Below are 19,048 nucleotides of genomic sequence, written 5' to 3' on the forward strand. Positions count from 1 at the left end.
AATCGTGATACCAGTGCGCATGTCGCAACGTCGCATGCCGCAGCCGCCATGGGAATCCTAAAACGGACTCCTTCGTTCCGATCAATCCACTAGCGATATAGAGTACCCGGCTGAGACGTGCTTTCAATGACAATTAGATCCAGATTCAACGTATTTGGGGTTAAGTTTTCATAACCATCTTCTCGTTCGCCGGCTTGCCGAAATATTGGCTGTCGGCTGCGAAGTAGCGCTCGCTACTGTGCATTCAGCAGCTCTTCGCAGGGCTCAGTTGAGTAAGCGCGCTCAAGCCTTATCGACCACCACCGCTGCATCGAAACAGCTCGACCTTGCCGCCAACCCCACTGCCGCGTACAATGGTGGTGCGCTGCGTGAAAGCCGCCGCGTGGGGCGTGGAAACCTCAGCATACAAACTCGGTCGCGAATTATTCGGGGCCGGGTGGCATGCGCGCATGTCCAGCCGGCTTGCCGGTAAAGGCGCATGCGCCTGTGTGTATGCCAGGTTTCCAACATCCGGCTTCGGCCGTCGCCCCGAGTGGACATACGGGCGGCGCGAGGTTGAGGCCCGAACCGCCCCTGCAACAGGGGACGAACTATATGAGCATCTGGAAGACACTGAAATGCACGGCGGTCGCCAGCGCGGTTATGCTGTCGATTTCCGCACCACTGCTGGCACAGACAAGCGGCTTCGATGGCTTCATCGATGACCCGCTCGGTCATAGCTTCGACGTCTTCATCGACAGCCCAGAGTGGAAATATTTCCGTACGACCGGCTATTGTTACGCGTCGGCGGAGAACGAGCGTGGCGTTCTGTTGCTCGGTTATGATCGACGCCGCGATCAGGGGCACGTCGCCTTTTGGAATAAGAACATCACGACGTACAATTCGGCGGACACGACCTATCTCGAGATCGTCTTGATCAACATAATTCCAGGCGTGGGATTAGGCGATCCCGATCGTCGCTGGGGTTCGAAAAAATTTGTGATCGGCGTCAATCGGGCCGGGCAGCGCGTGTTCAACACCAAACTCGACGGGGCGCAAATGTTGACCAGTTTCAGCCGGTTCGATCGCCTCGTATTTTTCGATGCCAACGCAAAGGTTATCCAAAACTTTGACATGACGCATAGCGCCCGCGCGATGAATCGGCTGCGCGCCTGCGTACCGCACTAAACCCAACCGCCTCCCGGTCCCGAGGGCCGGTCGACGCCTTAGCCTTGCGCACCTCACCAAAATAGATGGAGTTCCCGATGTACAAATCAGCGCTGACGCTCGTCAGCCTCGCAACGACGCTTGCCGCTTGCTCGGGCGAGAGTTCGACCAATAACACGATGCAATTGCTTCGCGCAGGCGATGCTAAGGTCTGCATTGCCGGCGATGTCGAGCAATCGCTCCGCAAGCTCGTGCTGCCCAAAAGCGATGACGCTAAAGGCTATACCGTCTCCTTCTCAGACGCGACATTGGAGACCTTCGACAAGGTCGTGAGCAAGGCCACGTGTCACGCCAATATCAAGGTCGATGGCCCCTCTGAGGAAATCGTCGGTCGTACTGGCTTCGACTTCACAATCGTTCCATCGGCGCAGAATGCTGACGAGTTTGTGGTCGCGGCTGCGCTCGATGCCTATTCTGACCAGCTGGCAACGGCGATCGACAGTGACAGCACCGCCAACGACGAGCGGAAGAACGAGGAGGAAGAACAAGCGGCTCTTACCGCAACAGTCAAGGATGGCTGGATGCGTGGGCGATGGGTCTCTGCTGATCTTGGCTCCAACGTGTGCTTGAATGGGCCATTCTACGAGTTTGCCGGGAAAGGCCAGTTCGCCGACCAGAGTGCGTCAGCTGGCACATGGCGTCTGGCTGACAAGCAGCTGACGATCATCGGCACAGGGCGTGCGATCAACCTTTTGATAAACGAGGCTGACCAGAACAGCTTTACGGCTGATATCTCTGGATCCAGCTCAGCATCCTTCCGTCGCTGCTCGCGTCAAGAAAGCACTCCCCCGCATCAGAGCGAGACCCAGGCCGACGAGCCGGGTGACACCTCCGGCATCGATGCCGAAAACCCAACAACAGGCGTGCAATAACTGTCACCGCTTAGACAGTCGCATCGTGGCGAATAAGGCGGCGGCTTGTCGGCAAGCCGCCGCTTCGGCCGGACCACCTTTTGACATTTTCGCGCAGGCGTGGTAGTATAGCAACACAGTCAACGGTGCTGTTTCCACACAACGGAGATCCAAGATGCCTCAGCCCGCCCGGGTGCTGGAGGTCGCGGACGTGCGTCGATTGATCGGCCACGTTCGCGACCACCGGCACGCGACCCGCAACCACGTCATTATCATGTTGAGCTTCAAGGCCGGCCTAAGAGCCTGTGAAATCTCTGGGCTCGACTGGTCAATGATCCTCCGACCAGACGGCCAGTTGGCTTCCCTCCTCTCCCTTGCCGGCACTATCACCAAAAACGGTTTGGCCCGGCGTATCCCCATCCATCCAGATTTGAAGGCTTCGCTGCAACGGCACCGCCTTGAACAGGGCAGACCTCGCGACGGCCCGGTAATCCAGTCGGAACGCGGCACGCATATGACCGCCCGCAGCATCGTCAATTGGTTTATCGCCACCTACGCCGAGCTTGGCCTGGATGGCTGCTCCTCCCACTCCGGGCGGCGTACCTTCATCACTCGTTCGGCCCGCATGCTCGCCAAAACCGGCGGCTCACTTCGCGACATACAAGAACTGGTCGGTCACCGCGATCTCGCGACGACCCAGCGCTACATCGAGGGCAATCGTGATGCCCAGCGCAAGCTCATCAACCTGATCTAACCCCAAACCGACGGAGAAAAAACGATGACGGACATTACTGGAGACCTGCGCCTGCCATCCAAGGCTGTCACGGCTTCTTCGACCGCGACCATCCGCGCACTGAACGACGCTTTTCGCAAGCACGGTGCGGGCGGAATCGCCGCAGTCACACCGGGGATCAAGGCATTGGGTCAGGAAGCGCTCATTGAGATCGTCCGCACCATTCGCGAGACGACCGATTTCTCCGCCGACAACGATCCGTATGGTGAGCACGATATGGGTGCGTTCTCATATGTGGGCGAACGCATTTTCTGGAAGATCGACTATTATGACGTCGATCTGCTGTACGGTTCGCCCAACCCCGCCGACCCGGCCGTTACCACCCGCGTTCTGACGGTCATGCTGGCGTCGGAATATTGAGCCGGTCGATCGCCAACCCTTCGGCGCCTCGCACGAGGCATTAAGTATGCGCTACTTTAGCCAGGGCGACCATGACGGGCTTTGCGGCTTCTTCGCGGTTCTGAACGCCTTTCGATTCCTGCAGCAAAGTTCGGGGCATTCGGTGCTGATCGACAACGATACAGCCTTCTTCGACGAAGCCGTGGAATGTCTAGCACGGGTTCCGGGCGTCGATATACGCGTGCTGAAGAGCAACCCAGCAATCGGTGGAATTGACCAATTTCAAATTCGTGACCTCTGCGCGCTTTTCGCAGAACGGATTGATCTCGGTATCACCGTCGGCATTATCGGACCACGCCAACGGATGCCGTTTGCTCGGCGATATCGATCGCTTTGGCGCTGCGGCAAGGCGTTCGGCGTAATCGCCGCGCACCGGGACGGATCTCACTGGATCGTCGCTGCCAGGCACAACCAAGATGCATATCTGTTGATCGACGAGGGCACTTCGCGGTCGATCCCGCTGAAACCAGCCGAGGAGCCAAAGCTCGCGGCCGACGCGGCCGTTATCCTTGCGTTGTTCTGAATATTATCGAGCGGAGCGGCCAGCGTGCCAAAAGCGCCTATACTTTCACGGTGATTGCTATGTGATTGCTACAGAAAAAAAAGCCGGTTCAATCTGAACCGGCTCAAACGTCGCTTTTAGCGGATTTTGTCTCGTAAAACCTCTTGGTCGGGGCGACAGGATTCGAACCTGCGACCCCCACACCCCCAGTGTGATGCGCTACCAGGCTGCGCTACGCCCCGACCGAGGCGAGCGCGTTTATGCGGGTGTGGCGCTGGATGCAAGCGCCCAGTGTTCGCTGCCGCATGTTCATCGCGCACCACGAATGTTGCGTGTCCCCGGTGATGATGATAGCGCGCGGCCCTTATAGCGTGGGGCGTCCGCCCTGCCATCCCGCCATTCAGGTAGAAGCATGTTCATCCCATCAGCCTACGCCCAGACCGCCGGTTCGGCCGCCAGTAGCGGCATGGGCTCGTTCCTCAGCCTCGCCCCGCTGTTTCTCGTCTTCATCGTCTTCTATTTCCTGATGATTCGCCCGCAGCAACGCCGCATGAAGGCGCTGCAGGCGTCGGTCGAGGCGGTCAAGAAGGGCGATTCGGTCGTTACCGCGGGCGGCATCGTGGGCAAGGTGACCAAGGTCGAGGAACGCTTTGTCGAGGTCGAAATCGCCCCGACGGTCAAGGTTCGCGTGGTCAAGGCGACGCTGACCGACATCACCGGCCCCGGTTCCGTCAAGCCAGCGAACGACTAACCCATGCTCGATTTTCCGCGCTGGAAAGTTAGATCGATCGTCGCCTTGCTGGTGGCTCTGATGCTGCTTGCCGTTCCGAGCTTCCTTCCCGAAAGCGTGACCGACAAATGGGGCGCTTTCCCCCATCCGCGGATCAATCTCGGCCTCGACCTCGCCGGTGGATCCTATCTACTGCTCGAAGCCGACACGACCGACCTGGCGAATTCGCGCCTGGAGACGATGCACAACAACATCGCCGATTCGATGAAGTCTGTCCCACGCATCAGCATCGGCGACATATCGTCGCAAGGCGGCAAGCTGAGCTTCATGTTGCGCGATGTGACGCAGCTCGATGATGCGCGCGAGCGGCTGAACAAGCTGACCAAGGGCGCCGGCATGACTGGTCAGCGCGATTGGGACCTGCAGGTCGTGGATGGCAGCCGGATCGTGATGACACCGACCAAGGCCGGCACGGATCAGGCGATCACCGATGCGATGAGCACCGCGACCGATGTCGTGCGCAAACGCATCGATAGCCTCGGCACCAAGGAGCCGACGATCATCCGCCAGGGCGCGACACGGATCGTGGTCCAGGTTCCTGGCCTGAAAGACCCGAGCGCGCTGATTGAATTGCTCGGCAAGACCGCCAAGCTCGCGTTCAAGATGGTCGATGAAACGCCGACCATTCCAGGCCAGACCACGGCCCCGGTCGGCAGCCAGTTTCTTGACTATCCCGAGGGCGGGCCGCAAGCCAAGATCCTGGTCAAGCGCCAGGCGATCCTGACCGGCGATCAACTCGTCAGCGCCAAGCAATCTTTCAAACAGGAAGATAATTCGCCGATCGTCGATTTCGCCTTTAATACCGCCGGCGGCAAGAAGTTCGCCCGGATAACTCAGCAGAACACCGGCAAGCGCTTTGCCGTCATCGTCGACGACAAGGTCATTTCAGCGCCGCGCATCAACACGCCGATCCTGGGTGGCGCGGGTTATATCGAGGGCAGCTTCACCGTCGAATCCGCCAACAACCTCGCCATATCGCTCAGTTCAGGAAAGCTCCCGGTAGGGCTCAAGGTGATCGAGCAACGCTCGGTCGGCCCCGACCTGGGGGCGGACTCGATCCGCGCCGGTATTCTCGCCTCGGTGATCGCGGTGACTGCGGTCGTGATCTTCATGCTGCTGACCTATGGCCGGTTCGGCGTGTATGCGAACCTCGCCGTGGTCATCAACGTGATCGTCATCGTCGGCGTGCTCGCCGTCATCAACGGTACGCTCACCCTACCCGGCATCGCCGGGTTCGTGCTGACCATCGGCACCGCGGTCGACGCCAACGTGCTGATCAACGAACGTATCCGCGAAGAACGGCGGCGCGGGCGCAATGTGATCCAGGCGGTCGAGCTCGGCTACAAGGAAGCGAGCCGGACGATCTTCGAGGCGAACGTGACCCACTCCATATCCGGCGTGATCATGCTGATGCTCGGCTCGGGCCCGGTCAAGGGTTTTGCGGTCGTGCTGCTGATCGGCATCGTCACATCGGTGTTCACCGCCGTCGTCTTTACGCGAATGATGGTCGCCCTCTGGCTGCGCAAGGCGCGGCCGAGCGACATCAACATTTGATCGGCGAACAAATATGCGCCTCCTGAAACTCGTCCCCGACAATACGAACCTGCCGTTCGTATCCTTACGCAAATGGGCGTTTGCCCTGACCATGGCATTGTCGATCGCCGCGGTCGGACTGGTCTGGGCCAAGGGCCTGAATTTCGGCGTCGATTTCGTCGGCGGCCTGATGATCGAGGAAAAATTCGGGACCGAGCCGAATCTGGATAAATTGCGGACGACGATCGACCGGCTTGGCCTGGGCGAGGTCAGGCTGCAGCAGTTCGGAGATTCCCGGACAGTCTCCATTCGCCTCCCACCGCCCGAAAGTAACGATCCGGCAGCGACCAACGCGGTGGTGCAGAAGGTCCAGGCGGCGATCACCAGGGATTTCCCGGACGCCAAATTCTCGAAGCAGGACGCGGTTTCGGGTAAAGTCTCCAACGAACTGATCTGGTGGGGTATTGCGGCGGTCGTACTCGCCGTGCTCGGTATCGGCCTGTTCGCGATCTTCCGTTTCGAATGGCAGTTCGGTGTCTCGACCGTCGTCGCGATCGTCCACGATCTGCTCATGACGCTCGGTTTCTTCGCGCTGACCCAGCTTGAATTCGACCTCAACATCGTTGCCGCGGTGCTGACCATCATCGGTTATTCGATCAACGACAAGATCGTCATCGACGACCGTATCCGAGAGAATATGCGCCGTTATCGCAAGATGGAAATGCCGCAGATCATCGATCTGTCGGTCAACGAGACGCTGCCGCGCACCGTCATGACCTCGCTGACCATCCTGCTCGCGCTCGGATCGCTGCTCGCATTCGGCGGCCATGTGCTGCGCGGTTTCACCTCGGCAATGATCCTCGGCATCTTCGTCGGCACCTATTCGTCGATCTATGTCTCGTCGTCGCTGCTCATCTCGCTCGGCCTGCGCGCCGACCCGAACAAGGCGGATGCGCCGACGGCACCCCAGAATGCGGAGCGGGTCGGACCCAAAGACCGCCCCTGATGAAGATGGAAAAGGCCAGGACCGACGGCCCGATGATCTCGGGCTTTTCGGCTGGCGGTTTCAAGATCGACGACGGCGTCTATGCCGCGTTGCTGATCACCCCGGTGCGCGCCGATGGCTGGGCGCCGCCGCCGGTTGCAGCGCTGACGCTCGCCGACCTGGAGCCGCTGCTCGCGATCGATCCGCCGCCTGAGTTCCTGCTGCTCGGCACGGGCCCCTCGCTGATCCGTCCACCAGTATCGCTGGTCGGGACGATCGAGGCGCGCGGCTGCGGGATCGAGGCGATGGACAGCCGTGCCGCCGCGCGCGCCTGGGCCGTGCTACGTGGCGAAGGCCGCTGGATCGCCGCCGCGCTTTATCCGCTGGGCTGACACCCCCCGCCCGATGGGCGCATTTCGCCGGCGAATACCCGATCAGATCAGCCGCACAGACCCCCCTCGACGCGAGCACGGCGAGCGCGCTAGATTGTGGCGAAATAGGGAGGGAATGATGAGATCCACCGCGCTACTGCTTGCCCTGGTCGCGACGCCCGCCGTCGCCCAGACCGCACCGACGACATCACCGCAGAACGTGCCGCCGGCACCGGTCGCGGCGTCGGCACCTGCCAGTCCGTCACCCGCGCCCGATTACGCCCAGGACGCCAGCTGGCTGTGCCGTCCGGGCCGTACAGACGCGTGCGCCGCCAATCAGGACGTCACGGTCATCCGCCCCGACGGCAAGCAGAAGATCGAGAAGTTCAAACCCGATCCGCTGATCCAGTTCGACTGTTTCTATGTCTATCCGACCGTGTCGCTGGACACGTCGCCGAACAGCGACATGACCGCAGGCAATGAAGAAAACACCGTCGCCGCCGCCCAGGCGGCGCGCTTCGGTCAAAAGTGCAAAGTCTATGCGCCGCTCTATCGCCAGGTTACGCTGACCGCCCTGCGGGCGGTGATGCTGGGTAAGCCACTCGCGGCGGACCGCGCCATGGCCTATGCCGATGTGAAGGCGGCGTGGGAGAATTATCTCGAGCGCGACAATAATGGCCGCGGCGTGGTGCTGATCGGCCATAGCCAGGGCGCCGGCATCCTGAAGGAATTGATCGCCCGGGAGATCGAACCCAATCGCGCGATGCTGAAGAAGGTCGCCTCGGCGATGTTGATCGGCACCAATGTCGCGGTCCCGACCGGGCAGGTGGTCGGCGGCGACCTGAAGAAGATGCCGCTGTGCCGGGCCGATGGCCAATATAATTGCGTCGTCACCTATGTCACATTCCGCGCTGATTCACCGCCGCCGGCCGGCAGCCGTTTCGGCAAGGTGGCGACCGCCGGCCAGTCGACCGGCTGCACCAATCCGGCGGCACTCGCCGGCGGCAAGGCGGTGACCAATGCGATCCTCGGCGCGAAGGGCGCAGGGCTGGGCAGCACGCCGATGGGGCCATGGGCCGCCGGCGGATTGCCGGTCACGACCAGTTTCGTGAAAGTGCCCGGCCTGATCTCCGCCGAGTGCGTGTCGAACGACGGCTTCGACTATCTCGCGGTGACGGTGAATGCCGATCCGAAGGACGCGCGCACCGACACGATCGTCGGCGATGTGGTGGTCGACGGGCAGATGCTCAAGGACTGGGGCCTGCACCTGATCGATATGCCGGTCGAGATGGGCGACCTGGTCATGCTGGCCGATCGTCAGGCGGCGGCGTGGCGCGGCGTGTCGTGGAAATCGCGGAAGTGATCGACCAGTCCCGCTAGATGGTCGTACAGCGCGGCGGTGTTCGCTTCCCAGGTGAAGCGCGCCACCGCGTTTCGCGTTTCGGCGCGCGCCGGCGGATCGCCGAGCAGGTCGGCGATCGCCGCCGCGAAAGCGCCGGCTTCGCGCGGCACGATCCGGCCTGCGGCTGGCGTATCGACGACTTCCCCCGCCCCGCCCGCATCGGTGATCACGATCGGCGTGCCGCAAGCGAGCGCCTCGACCCAGGCATTGGCCAGCCCTTCCGACGATGATGCCAGCGCCATGACATCGGCGGCGGCAAGCAAGGCGGGCAGATCGGCATGCGGTACGCCGCCGAGCAGGCGGATGCGATCGCTCGCTCCGGACCGCGCGATCGCCGCCTCGAGCGCGGCGCGTTCGGGCCCCTCGCCCGAGATCAGTAATGAAACACCGGGCAGCGACGCGACCGCGCGCAGGACGATGTCATGCCCTTTGCGCGGAATCAGCGCTCCCAGCGACACGACCAGCGGCCCGGTGATGCCAAACGCCACCTTGCCCGTCGCACGATCGCGCGGCGCGAATCGGGTGAGATCGACGCCGGTATGATGGACACGAATACGCTCCACCGGCATGCCGATCGCCGCCATGTCGGCCTGCATCGCCAGCGAGACGGCGAGCAGGCCCTGAGCTTTTCGCCCGGCGGCGGCGACCTGCGCGGCAGTGGCCGGCGCCGTTCCCCAATGATGGATGTCGGCACCGCGCGCCTTGATCGAGACCGGCACGCCGAAATACGCGCCGAGTGCGACGGCGGCAGGCCCGTCGGGAAAGAAGAATTCGGCGTCGATCACGTCAAAGGCGAAATCGCGCCGGACCTCAGCAAGTAACGGCTTCAACATGCGCACCAGTGCGGCGTTGTGCCAGTGCCCCTTCGTGCCTGGGATCGTCACGAAGCGCGGCCGGCGCGTATCGAGACTCTTCCAGGTCTCGCGCTCGGGCACGGCGGCAAACGGCCGGTAGTGCGCCAGCGTTCGCAGCGGCCAGGGCGGCATGCCAATCGGCGCGACGAGCCGGAGATCGACGTCGGGATGCGCGGCCAGGCCCAGCGTCTGCCGCTCCACGAACACCCCGAAATTGGGCCGCGAAACATCGGGAAACAGGGTCGAGAGGGTGAGGACACGGAGCATGGTGAAGACCCGTGTAACGCGCGAAGGTTACTTTGCCCCTATCTGGCCGGCGCGCCCGGACTGGCGCCCCCCCGGACCGGCGCCCTGCGCACAGCGACCGGCAGCATGGCGCATGCGCCGTTAAGCAAGATCGATATCGCGGTTGTTAATTGTAAGAAAGTAGAGGCGAACCCAAGGGAGAAGCGTCGCCGTCTGCGGGAAAGGACGGCGATGCCTGATCCAGTGAATGAAAACGATCGCAAGCCTGGACTGCTTGCAGGGGGAATGCCGCATGCTTGAAGACGATCAGGACTATAGGTCGGCGGTTATTGCGCCGTCCGGCGAGCAGGTGCGGTTGCCGGAGCGCCGGCGTGACCCCCGGCAAGTGACCGTCCTGCGCGTTGCGAAATTGCAGAGCGCGGCCGGCGAAGAACTATGTCTTGTCCGCAATATTTCTTGCGGCGGCCTGATGGCGCATGTCTATTCGGTACTCGCCACCGGCGATATCGTTACCGTCGAGTTCAAATCGGGCCATGCAATTTCCGGACATATCCTGTGGCACCGCAACGGGCTTGCCGGCGTAGAATTCCACGAGAAAGTGGACCCGACCAGCGTTCTGTCCGGCGATGAACTTTCGCCGCAGCCGGCGCAACAGCGTGCGCCGCGCGTAGAGTTGGAATTGTCTGGCCGAATCCGCGTCGGTGCACATTATCACGCCGCCACCTTGCTCAACATCTCGCAGGGCGGCGCAAAAATCCGCGTGGCGGAGGCATTCGAGCTGGCGGAGAAACTGGTCCTGACGGTCAATGGCCTGCCACCGATCGCGGCATCGGTGCGCTGGTCCGACAATGGCCAGGCCGGCATAGCGTTCGATGTACCCGTGCCGTTCGACGTGTTGGCGCATTGGCTTCCCATGATGCAACGTCAGGCGCAGCGATGGCCCGACGGGTTAGCCTCCGAGCCCCGAATCTAGCGTCCAGATCCTGGAATCAGATTCGTTTGTCCCCCGGATAGGCGAACAGCAAATCGCTTCCCCGCGATGCCGTGATGTGAGTCGTTTTCTCCAGCAACAGGCATTCGCCCGCTTTCCAGGGGAGGCCGTCCGCATGCCCCTCGCCGGTGATCGGCACGAACCAGCCGGACACGCCCGCCGGCAACACCACCGATCGGTCGCCGCCGGGCCAGCGTTCGAGCACGAATTTCGGTCCTTCGACCAGCAGGATGCGGTCGTCCGCGACGCGGCCCGGTGCACTCGGTGCAACGAACGGCACGGCATCGGCCACCGCGACGCCATCATCGAGATGCAGCTCGCGCGCGCGGCCATAATCATAGAGGCGGTAGGTTATGTCCGCATTCTGCTGCGTCTCGATCACCGTGATGCCGGCACCGATCGCGTGAATGGTGCCGCTCGCCGAATAATAGAAATCACCCGCCTTGACCGGCTTCCAGTCGAGCTTTTGCTCAATCGACCCATCAAGCGCCGATTGCCGCAATTCCTCCTTCGACATCGGCGCGAGCGTACCGAGCGCGATCGTCGAATCGGGTTCGGCCGCCAGCACCACCCAGCATTCGTCCTTGCCGCGCGCCAGACCGCGGGCATTAGCCTCCTCATCGCTCGGATGGACCTGGACCGAAAGTTTTTCAGAGGTGAAGAGATATTTGATCAGCAGGTCGGGCTCCTCCGCATGCGGCGTCTGGAACCACACCTCGCCGATCGGCGCGTCCTGCGGCGCGGGATCGGGGAAACCGGGCCAGAGCGTATGGCGCCCCCATGGCTTTTCCACCCGGCGTGTGGTGAGCAAGGTCGCGGTCATTAGGTCGAGTCCCTTCGATGTTATCGATTTCCTTAACTGCAACGCACAAATCACGCCACGCGATCCCGTCCGGGGGGCAACGCGAAAAACATTGTGGGCGCGCGGGCGGCTGGGCTAAGGATGCGCCGATGCGTATCTCATTGTCCCGTCCGCTAGCGCTTGCGCTCATCGCCGTGCTGGCGCTTCCGATCGCCGGTTGTGCGCGTAATCGCGGCAAGAACGACGTTCCCTATGTCGCGCGCGATGTCGGCACGCTCTATTCGGCGGCCAAGCACCGGCTCGACCAGGGCCGTTACAAGGAGGCCGCGGCACTCTTCGACGAGGTCGAGCGCCAGCATCCTTATTCGGTCTGGGCGCGCCGCGCGCAGTTGATGAGCGCGTTCTGCAACTATCTGAGCAAGGATTACACCAGCTCGATCCAGTCGTCGCAGCGTTTCCTGTCGGTCCATCCCGGCAACCGCGACGCACCTTATGCCTATTACCTGATCGCGCTCGGCTATTATGAGCAGATCAGCGACGTGACCCGAGACCAGAAGATCACCCAGCAGGCGCTCGATTCGCTCGGCGAACTGACGCGGCGCTATCCCAACACGCGCTACGCGTCGGATGCACGGCTGAAGATCGATCTGGTCCGCGATCACCTTGCCGGCAAGGAAATGGAGATCGGGCGTTTCTATGAAGGGCGCGGCCAATGGCTCGGCGCGACTCTGCGCTTCCGCAAGGTCGTCGACGATTATCAGACCACGACCCATGCGCCCGAGGCGCTGATGCGGCTGACCGAAACCTATCTCGCGCTCGGCGTGCCGGATGAGGCGAAGAAATCCGCCGCAGTGCTCGGCGCCAATTATCCCGGCTCCGACTGGTATCAGCGCGCCTATAAGCTGATCGGCGATCATCCCGCCGTGGAGATGAAGCCGACACCGCCAGGCCAGCCGATCATTCCCGAAGGGACTGTCGGCGCGAAACCGACATTGCCCGGCAGCAGCGCGGTCGCCCCCAAGGACGAAAAGACGCCGGCCCCGTCGAACAGCAGCCCGAGCGGCACCTGACACCGGGACGGCAGCGTGGTGGGGCGCGGCTGAGCGGCGCGGCATGACCATCGTGATCGGCATCGCCGCTGTGATGGCCGCGCTCATCGTCACAGGGCTGGTCTATTCGATGCTGCGCGCGCGCCAGGTCGAGCGCCTGGTGCCACCGCTCGGCCACTTCTTCGAGATCGACGGAAAGCGCCTCCATTATACCGATGCCGGCAGCGGCGGCGCGGTCGTGCTGATCCACGGACTGGCCGGCAACGGTCGCAATTTCGGCTATGCGCTGACCGATCTGCTCGCGGCGCATCACCGCGTGGTCACGGTCGATCGGCCGGGGTCCGGCCATTCCGACGGCATCGCGGGCAATTTCTCGCTGCCGACCCAGGCGCGGATGATCGCCGGACTGATCGACCACCTCGCGCTCGACAAGCCATTGGTGGTCGGTCATTCGCTTGGCGGCGCGGTCGCGTTGGCGCTTGCCGTCCTTCATCCGGACAAGCTGCGCGGCGTCGCGCTGCTGTCGGCTCTCACCCGGGTGATCGATACGCCACCGGCGGCGTTCCGTACGCTCCAGATACGCTCGACCACCGTACGCCATTTTATCGCATCGGCGATCGCGGTGCCGATGTCGGCGATCAATTCGGCGAAATCGGCACACGCCGTTTTCGCGCCCGAGCCCGCACCGGCCGATTTTGCGATTCGCGGCGGCGGCCTGCTCGTGCAGCGCCCGGGCGCGATCTTCACCGCGTCCACCGAACTGACCCAGGCGCCCGAACAACTGGCGCCGATCGTCGCCCGTTATGGCGAGATCGTCATGCCGGTGTCTATTCTCTATGGCCGATCCGATGAGATACTCGATCCCATGCTTCACGGCGAAACGCTGCCGATGCTGATCCCGCACGCGCGGACCGCGCTGATCGATGGCGGCCATATGATCCCGATCACTGCCGCCGCGACGGTCGCCAAATGGATCCAGCAATGTGCCGCACCGGCCTGACCCGCAAAGAACAATTCCAGAACGGGGAAACAGTCGCTAAAGGCCGCGTGGAACCATGCTGACCGCGCTTTCCATCCGTGACGTCGTGCTGATCGAGGCACTCGACCTGGAGTTTCGCGAGGGGCTCGGCGTGCTCACCGGCGAGACCGGGGCGGGCAAGTCGATCCTGCTCGACGCGCTTGGCCTGGCCCTGGGCGCGCGCGGCGACACCGCGCTGGTCCGGCACGGCACAATGCAGGCGGTGGTCACCGCAAGCTTTGATACGCCACACCGCGACGGCCCGATCGCTGCGTTGCTCGGTGAAAACGGCCTCGATATCGATCCCGGCGAGCCGCTCATCATCCGCCGCATCGTCAAGGCCGATGGCGGCAGCCGCGCCTTTGTCAACGACCAGCCCGCTTCTGCCGGCCTGCTGCGCGAACTCGGCGCTTTTCTGGTCGAAATTCACGGTCAGCACGACGATCGCGGCCTGCTCGCGCCGAGCGGCCACCGCGCGCTGCTCGATACGTTCGGCCGGATCGACACCGGCCCGGCGGGGGGCGCGCACCGCGTCTGGCGCGCAGCGCAGACCGAGCTGGCGACGGCGCGTGCCGAACTCGATGTCCAGGAACGCGACCGCGAATGGCTCGAACATGCCGTCGCAGAACTGACCACCTTTGGTCCTGAGGCGGGCGAGGAGGAAATCCTCGCCACCCGCCGCGCGGGCATGCAGCGCGGCGAAAAGATCGCCGACGATCTTCAGGCGATCGCCGACCTGCTCGAAGGATCGGATGGCGGCCTGGCGAAGTTGCGCCAGGCGGCGCGTATCCTCGAACGCGTCGGCGGTGACCATGAGGCGCTGGCCGAGGCGCTCGCGGCGATCGACCGCGCGATCATCGAAGGCGCCGAAGCGCAGGAGAAGGTCGATGAAGCCGCGGCCGCGCTGGCGTTCGACCCGGCCCGCCTCGAAGAGGACGAGACAAGGTTGTTCGACTTGCGCGCGCTGGCGCGCAAGCACCGCGTCCAGCCCGACGATCTCGCTGCGCTGAGTGCTGACCTGGCCGCGAAACTGGAGCGGATCGAGAGCGGTGGTGCAGGCATCGCGGCGCTCGAACGCACGCTGGCAGACGCCGCTGCCGCTTACGATGCCGAGGCCGAGCGGCTCACCAACAGGCGCAGCGATGCCGCGGCGCGACTCGACGCTGCGGTAAAGGGCGAGCTTGCCCCGCTGAAACTCGACGCGGCGCGCTTCCGTACCGCGATCGCACCGCTCGCGGGCGACAGCTGGAGCGCCGCCGGCAAGGACCGGGTCGAGTTCGAGATATCGACCAACCCGGGCGCGCCGTTCGCGCCGCTGACCAAGATCGCGAGCGGCGGCGAATTATCGCGTTTCATCCTCGCGTTGAAGGTCGCGCTGGCCGAAGAAGGCGCCGCGGCGACGATGATCTTTGACGAGATCGATCGCGGCGTCGGCGGCGCGGTGGCCAGTGCGATCGGCGAACGACTTGCCCGACTCGCCGGGAGCACCCAGTTGCTGGTGGTGACGCACAGCCCGCAAGTCGCGGCGCGCGGCGGCCATCACCTGCTCATCGCGAAAAGCCATGACGGGACCGTCACGCGTACCGGCGTCCGGGCGCTGGACGATGCGCAGCGCCGCGAAGAGATCGCCCGCATGCTTTCCGGATCGACCATCACCGACGAGGCACGGGCCCAGGCGGAGCGGTTGCTCGAAACGGCCTGACCCGATTCGCTAAAAAGCCTCAGGCAAAAGATTCCCTAAAACGGCATCGTGACCGTCAGCATGATTCGCTTGTCGGGTAATCCGTCCGCCCGGGCGCCGGTGGTGGTGTAAACATTGCCGTGCGCCTTGCCGATGTCGAAGTCCACGCCCGGGCCGTCGATCGGCGTTTTCATGCCGGCCGGAAGCGGAATGGGTTTCAGCCGGAACTGGTCGTCATGTCGCCTGTCGCACACCACGATCTCATCGATATCGGGAGATACCTCGCAGGGGCGGCGAACGCGCAACGGGAGATCGACCCGCGTATCTTGAGGCTGCGTGCTTTCCGGCAGGGTCGCCGCCTGCAAAAGCAACATCAATGCTATCGTCACCGGACGTCGCCTCCCGATTTGCGGCATGACAATATTACGCGGCGATAAGGCCACAATAGGGCCAGAGCTAAACGATGCGACAAATCCGTAAAACCATGCTATAGATCGTCCATCGCGCGAGATTGCCACAAGCATCGCGCGACTGAGAGACCTTCGCGCTCCCGCTTGTTTTAAGCCCCGGAGCCGTTTCTTGGACCTCAATTACCTGCTGAGCCGCGAACAGATTTCGTTGATGCGCGCTGATGGCGCCGCATGCGAATCGTCGCGCGCTTCGCATAGCGGACTTGCGCGTGGCTATGCCGCGCTGCTCGACGCCGAACCCTATCCGTTTCGCAACTCGGTCGGCCCACTGGCCGACTGAGACGACCGCCTTCGAGATGCACCGGCCGGGGCCGGACGGTGCTTTCGGTTTTTCTTCCCGGCTCCGTCTACCCAAGGAAATATCTATGCCGATCGGCACCGTAAAATTCTTCAACGCCGACAAGGGCTATGGCTTCATCGCGCCTGAGGGTGGCGGGAACGACGCCTTTGTCCATATCAGTGCCGTTGAAGCAGCAGGCATGCGCACGCTCGATAAGGAGCAGCGCGTTTCGTACGAGCTCGAGCAGGATCGTCGCGGCAAGATGTCGGCTGTGAACCTCGCTTCTGCGTGATTGATGTGCGGGCGCCGGATTCGTCCGGCGCCCGCGCTCTTTCACCTGGAACCCCGAGGAGAAGTCCCACGAACACCACCGCACTGTTCTATCGCGATCGCGCTCGTCAGGCTGAGGCCGACGCCGATTCCGCGACCCTCGACAATGTCCGCTCGCGCTGGCTCCGCGCCGCAAAAGCATGGGACGAGATGGCAACCCGCGCCGAAAAGACCGCCGAGCGCCGTTCCGTCAATGAAGAAGCCAAGGCGATGGCCGGCGAAGACGACGATTAGCCTTCGCTAACGCCCCGATAAAATTTCCGTTGGTTTCGAACAGGGGCTCGAAACGAACGTTGGGTTGGGTCGCCGGAATCCTACTTACGCGTTGTCGCTGACCGATAGCCGTTTCATTCAAAGCCGCTTGATTGCCCCCCTGCCCCTCCGGTAGCGCTGGCGCATGACCGCGCCCCTGCAATCCGACCTGCCCGACACCGACGAAAATGCGGCCACCGAACTGGCCCGGCTCGCCGAAGAGATCGCGCGGCACAATGCGCTTTATCATACCGATGACGCACCGGAGATTTCGGACGCCGACTATGATGTTCTCGTCCGACGCAACGGCGCGATCGAAAAAGCCTTTCCACATCTCGTGCGCACCGATTCGCCGGGTATAAAGGTCGGTGCCGCGCCCGCCGGTCATCTTGCCAAGGTCGCACATGCCAAGCCGATGATGAGCCTGGAAAACGGCTTTTCCGACGAAGAGATCGTTGAGTTCGTCGCACGTGTCGGTCGCTTCCTGCTGTTACCAGAGGGCACCTTGGTGGCACTCACCGCCGAGCCAAAGATCGATGGCCTGTCCTGCTCGCTGCGCTACGAAAACCGCATCCTGGTCCGCGCCCTGACACGCGGTGACGGCCAGGTTGGCGAGGACGTGACCGAGAATGTCCGCACGATTGACGACATCCCGACCATTTTGCCGACCGATGCCCCGAACCTGTTCGAGGTGCGCGGTGAGGTCTATATGGACAAGGCCGCCTTCGCCGCCCTGAACGCGCGCCTGCTCGCCGAGGCCGAGGCGGCGGGCGATGCGTCGAAAGCGCGGCAATTCGCCAACCCGCGCAACGCCGCCGCCGGATCGCTGCGGCAAAAGGATGCAAGCGTCACCGCCTCGCGTCCGTTGCGCTTCCTGGCGCATGGCTGGGGCGAAACCAGCGCCGTGCCGGGCGAAACGCAGACAGATGTCGTCGCGGCGCTGCGCCGATGGCAATTCCCCATCGCCGATGCCTTTACCCGCGTCGAATCCGTCGATGACGCGCTGGCCGTCTATCGCGGCATCGAAGCCGGCCGCGCCGATATGCCTTTCGACATCGACGGCGTCGTCTACAAGGTCGACCGACTCGACTGGCAGGCCCGCCTCGGTGCGGTCGCGCGCGCGCCACGCTGGGCGATCGCGCACAAATTCCCCGCCGAACGCGCGCAGACGTTGCTCGAGCGGATCGACATCCAGGTCGGCCGCACCGGCAAGCTGACGCCGGTCGCGCGGCTGACCCCGGTCACGGTCGGCGGCGTCGTCGTGACCAATGCGACCTTGCACAATGCCGATGAGATCGCCCGCCTCGGCGTCCGCCCCGGCGACCGGGTCGTGCTGCAGCGTGCCGGGGATGTCATCCCGCAAATCGTCGAGAATCTCACCCGCGACGAGGCGCGTCCGGAATGGCATTTCCCGATCCTGTGCCCCGAATGCCAGTCCGACGCCGTGCGCGAGGAGGGCGAAGTCGATATCCGCTGCACCGGCGGATTGATCTGCCCGGCGCAACGCATCGAGCGGCTGCGCCATTTCGTCGGCCGCGCCGCGCTCGATATCGAAGGGCTCGGCCTGAAGCAGATCGAGGATTTCTTCCATGATGGACTGATCCACAGTCCCGCCGATATTTTCCGCCTGACCGAAGAACAATTGCTCGCGCGCAAAAAGGACGGCCGGGTCTGGGCGACCAATCTGCTTGCCGCGATCGAGGCCAAGCGCACGCCCGATCCCGCACGCTTCCTGTTCGGACTCGGCATCCGCCATATCGGCGCGGTCACCGCGCGCGACCTGGTCAAGGCGTTCGGCACGATCGAACGCATCGCCGAGATCGCACTCGATCCCGAGGCGCGCGCCGAACTCGAATCGGTCGAAGGCGTCGGCCCGGTCGTCGCCGAAGCGCTGGTCGACTTCTTCGCCGAGGAACATAATCGTGAAGCCTGGGGCGATCTGCTCTCCGAAGTGCACCCCCTCGCTTATGTCTCCAATGTCCGCGAGTCGCAGGTCAGCGGCAAGACTCTGGTGTTCACCGGCAGCCTCGAAACCATCAGCCGCGACGAGGCCAAGGCTCAGGCAGAGGCGCTCGGCGCGCGCGTGGCAGGGTCGGTGTCGGCCAAGACCGACCTGGTGATCGCGGGTCCGGGGGCCGGGTCGAAGCTAAAAAAAGCCGCGGAACTGGGCGTCGAGGTGATCGACGAGGCGACATGGGCAGAGATATTCGCCGCCGCGCGTTAAGTTCACCCGTGATTCATGT

At 63.2% G+C, this 19,048-nt stretch carries 21 protein-coding genes and 1 tRNA gene; 18 read left to right on the forward strand and 4 right to left on the reverse strand.

Annotated elements, in window-relative coordinates; all coding sequences use genetic code 11:
- The first annotated feature begins 594 nt into the window (after positions 1–594).
- From ACVWZA_RS16080 to ACVWZA_RS16100, 5 genes are all read left to right on the forward strand, one after another.
- Entirely contained in the window at positions 595–1,167 is a 573-nt protein-coding gene (locus ACVWZA_RS16080) for a hypothetical protein (protein WP_457312274.1), read from the forward strand.
- Positions 1,168–1,244: 77 nt separating this feature from the next.
- The gene (locus tag ACVWZA_RS16085; protein WP_457312275.1) at positions 1,245–2,078 is read left to right on the forward strand and encodes a hypothetical protein; all 834 of its coding nucleotides are present in this window, start codon (positions 1,245–1,247) and stop codon (positions 2,076–2,078) included.
- Positions 2,079–2,232: 154 nt separating this feature from the next.
- On the forward strand, positions 2,233–2,811 hold the full coding sequence (locus ACVWZA_RS16090) for a tyrosine-type recombinase/integrase (RefSeq protein WP_457312276.1): 579 nt from the start codon (positions 2,233–2,235) through the stop codon (positions 2,809–2,811).
- A 24-nt stretch (positions 2,812–2,835) separates the two neighbouring features.
- The gene (locus tag ACVWZA_RS16095) at positions 2,836–3,210 is read left to right on the forward strand and encodes a DUF3768 domain-containing protein (RefSeq protein WP_457312277.1); all 375 of its coding nucleotides are present in this window, start codon (positions 2,836–2,838) and stop codon (positions 3,208–3,210) included.
- A gap of 46 nt (positions 3,211–3,256) precedes the next feature.
- Positions 3,257–3,772, forward strand: a complete 516-nt coding sequence (locus tag ACVWZA_RS16100; RefSeq protein ID WP_457312278.1) for a hypothetical protein — start codon at positions 3,257–3,259, stop codon at positions 3,770–3,772.
- A gap of 144 nt (positions 3,773–3,916) precedes the next feature.
- On the opposite strand, the gene ACVWZA_RS16105 is transcribed toward ACVWZA_RS16100, so the two are convergent.
- A tRNA-Pro gene (locus ACVWZA_RS16105) sits at positions 3,917–3,993 on the reverse strand.
- Positions 3,994–4,163: 170 nt separating this feature from the next.
- Here ACVWZA_RS16105 and yajC point away from each other — a divergent pair.
- The 5 genes from yajC (at position 4,164) to ACVWZA_RS16130 (ending at position 8,793) form a co-directional block, all read left to right on the forward strand.
- Positions 4,164–4,502: a preprotein translocase subunit YajC gene (yajC, locus tag ACVWZA_RS16110; protein WP_457312279.1), complete on the forward strand. Its 339-nt coding sequence runs from the start codon at positions 4,164–4,166 to the stop codon at positions 4,500–4,502.
- A 3-nt stretch (positions 4,503–4,505) separates the two neighbouring features.
- Complete coding sequence (gene secD / locus ACVWZA_RS16115; protein WP_457312280.1) at positions 4,506–6,095, forward strand: protein translocase subunit SecD; 1,590 nt, start codon at positions 4,506–4,508, stop codon at positions 6,093–6,095.
- A gap of 13 nt (positions 6,096–6,108) precedes the next feature.
- Complete coding sequence (secF, locus tag ACVWZA_RS16120) at positions 6,109–7,080, forward strand: protein translocase subunit SecF (protein ID WP_457312281.1); 972 nt, start codon at positions 6,109–6,111, stop codon at positions 7,078–7,080.
- Complete coding sequence (locus ACVWZA_RS16125; protein ID WP_457312282.1) at positions 7,080–7,451, forward strand: MTH938/NDUFAF3 family protein; 372 nt, start codon at positions 7,080–7,082, stop codon at positions 7,449–7,451. The genes secF and ACVWZA_RS16125 overlap by 1 nt, the downstream gene beginning before the upstream one ends.
- A gap of 118 nt (positions 7,452–7,569) precedes the next feature.
- Positions 7,570–8,793: a DUF3089 domain-containing protein gene (locus ACVWZA_RS16130; protein ID WP_457312283.1), complete on the forward strand. Its 1,224-nt coding sequence runs from the start codon at positions 7,570–7,572 to the stop codon at positions 8,791–8,793.
- Here ACVWZA_RS16130 and ACVWZA_RS16135 read toward each other — a convergent pair.
- Positions 8,748–9,953: a glycosyltransferase gene (locus tag ACVWZA_RS16135; protein WP_457312284.1), complete on the reverse strand. Its 1,206-nt coding sequence runs from the start codon at positions 9,951–9,953 to the stop codon at positions 8,748–8,750. The two genes, ACVWZA_RS16130 and ACVWZA_RS16135, sit on opposite strands and share 46 nt — an antisense overlap.
- A 271-nt stretch (positions 9,954–10,224) precedes the next feature.
- Between ACVWZA_RS16135 and ACVWZA_RS16140 the strand changes: the two genes are divergently transcribed.
- Positions 10,225–10,905 carry a PilZ domain-containing protein gene (locus ACVWZA_RS16140; RefSeq protein WP_457312285.1) on the forward strand — a complete coding sequence of 227 codons (681 nt, stop codon included), beginning with the start codon at positions 10,225–10,227 and terminating at the stop codon, positions 10,903–10,905.
- Positions 10,906–10,921: 16 nt separating this feature from the next.
- On the opposite strand, the gene ACVWZA_RS16145 is transcribed toward ACVWZA_RS16140, so the two are convergent.
- A complete protein-coding gene (locus ACVWZA_RS16145; RefSeq protein ID WP_457312286.1) occupies positions 10,922–11,746 on the reverse strand; it encodes a class I mannose-6-phosphate isomerase in 825 nt (274 codons plus the stop codon).
- A 128-nt stretch (positions 11,747–11,874) separates the two neighbouring features.
- Between ACVWZA_RS16145 and ACVWZA_RS16150 the strand changes: the two genes are divergently transcribed.
- The 3 genes from ACVWZA_RS16150 to recN are packed head-to-tail and all read left to right on the forward strand — an operon-like array spanning position 11,875 to position 15,494.
- Positions 11,875–12,795 carry an outer membrane protein assembly factor BamD gene (locus tag ACVWZA_RS16150; RefSeq protein WP_457312287.1) on the forward strand — a complete coding sequence of 307 codons (921 nt, stop codon included), beginning with the start codon at positions 11,875–11,877 and terminating at the stop codon, positions 12,793–12,795.
- A gap of 43 nt (positions 12,796–12,838) precedes the next feature.
- Positions 12,839–13,774, forward strand: coding sequence for an alpha/beta fold hydrolase (locus ACVWZA_RS16155; protein WP_457312288.1), 936 nt, complete (start codon positions 12,839–12,841; stop codon positions 13,772–13,774).
- A gap of 55 nt (positions 13,775–13,829) precedes the next feature.
- On the forward strand, positions 13,830–15,494 hold the full coding sequence (gene recN / locus ACVWZA_RS16160) for a DNA repair protein RecN (RefSeq protein ID WP_457312289.1): 1,665 nt from the start codon (positions 13,830–13,832) through the stop codon (positions 15,492–15,494).
- Between the two features lie 35 nt (positions 15,495–15,529).
- Here the strand turns inward: recN and ACVWZA_RS16165 are convergent, their stop codons facing one another.
- On the reverse strand, positions 15,530–15,916 hold the full coding sequence (locus ACVWZA_RS16165; RefSeq protein ID WP_457312290.1) for a hypothetical protein: 387 nt from the start codon (positions 15,914–15,916) through the stop codon (positions 15,530–15,532).
- A gap of 136 nt (positions 15,917–16,052) precedes the next feature.
- On the opposite strand from ACVWZA_RS16165, the gene ACVWZA_RS16170 reads away from it, so the two are divergent.
- From ACVWZA_RS16170 to ligA, 4 genes are all read left to right on the forward strand, one after another.
- Positions 16,053–16,223, forward strand: a complete 171-nt coding sequence (locus ACVWZA_RS16170) for a hypothetical protein (RefSeq protein ID WP_457312291.1) — start codon at positions 16,053–16,055, stop codon at positions 16,221–16,223.
- An 85-nt stretch (positions 16,224–16,308) separates the two neighbouring features.
- Positions 16,309–16,515, forward strand: a complete 207-nt coding sequence (locus ACVWZA_RS16175; protein ID WP_034159288.1) for a cold-shock protein — start codon at positions 16,309–16,311, stop codon at positions 16,513–16,515.
- A complete protein-coding gene (locus tag ACVWZA_RS16180) occupies positions 16,512–16,787 on the forward strand; it encodes a hypothetical protein (RefSeq protein WP_457312292.1) in 276 nt (91 codons plus the stop codon). The genes ACVWZA_RS16175 and ACVWZA_RS16180 overlap by 4 nt, the downstream gene beginning before the upstream one ends.
- A 163-nt stretch (positions 16,788–16,950) precedes the next feature.
- A complete protein-coding gene (ligA, locus tag ACVWZA_RS16185; protein ID WP_457312293.1) occupies positions 16,951–19,029 on the forward strand; it encodes an NAD-dependent DNA ligase LigA in 2,079 nt (692 codons plus the stop codon).
- Positions 19,030–19,048: the final 19 nt, after the last annotated feature.

The organism is Sphingomonas sp. UYAg733, from assembly GCF_054057355.1.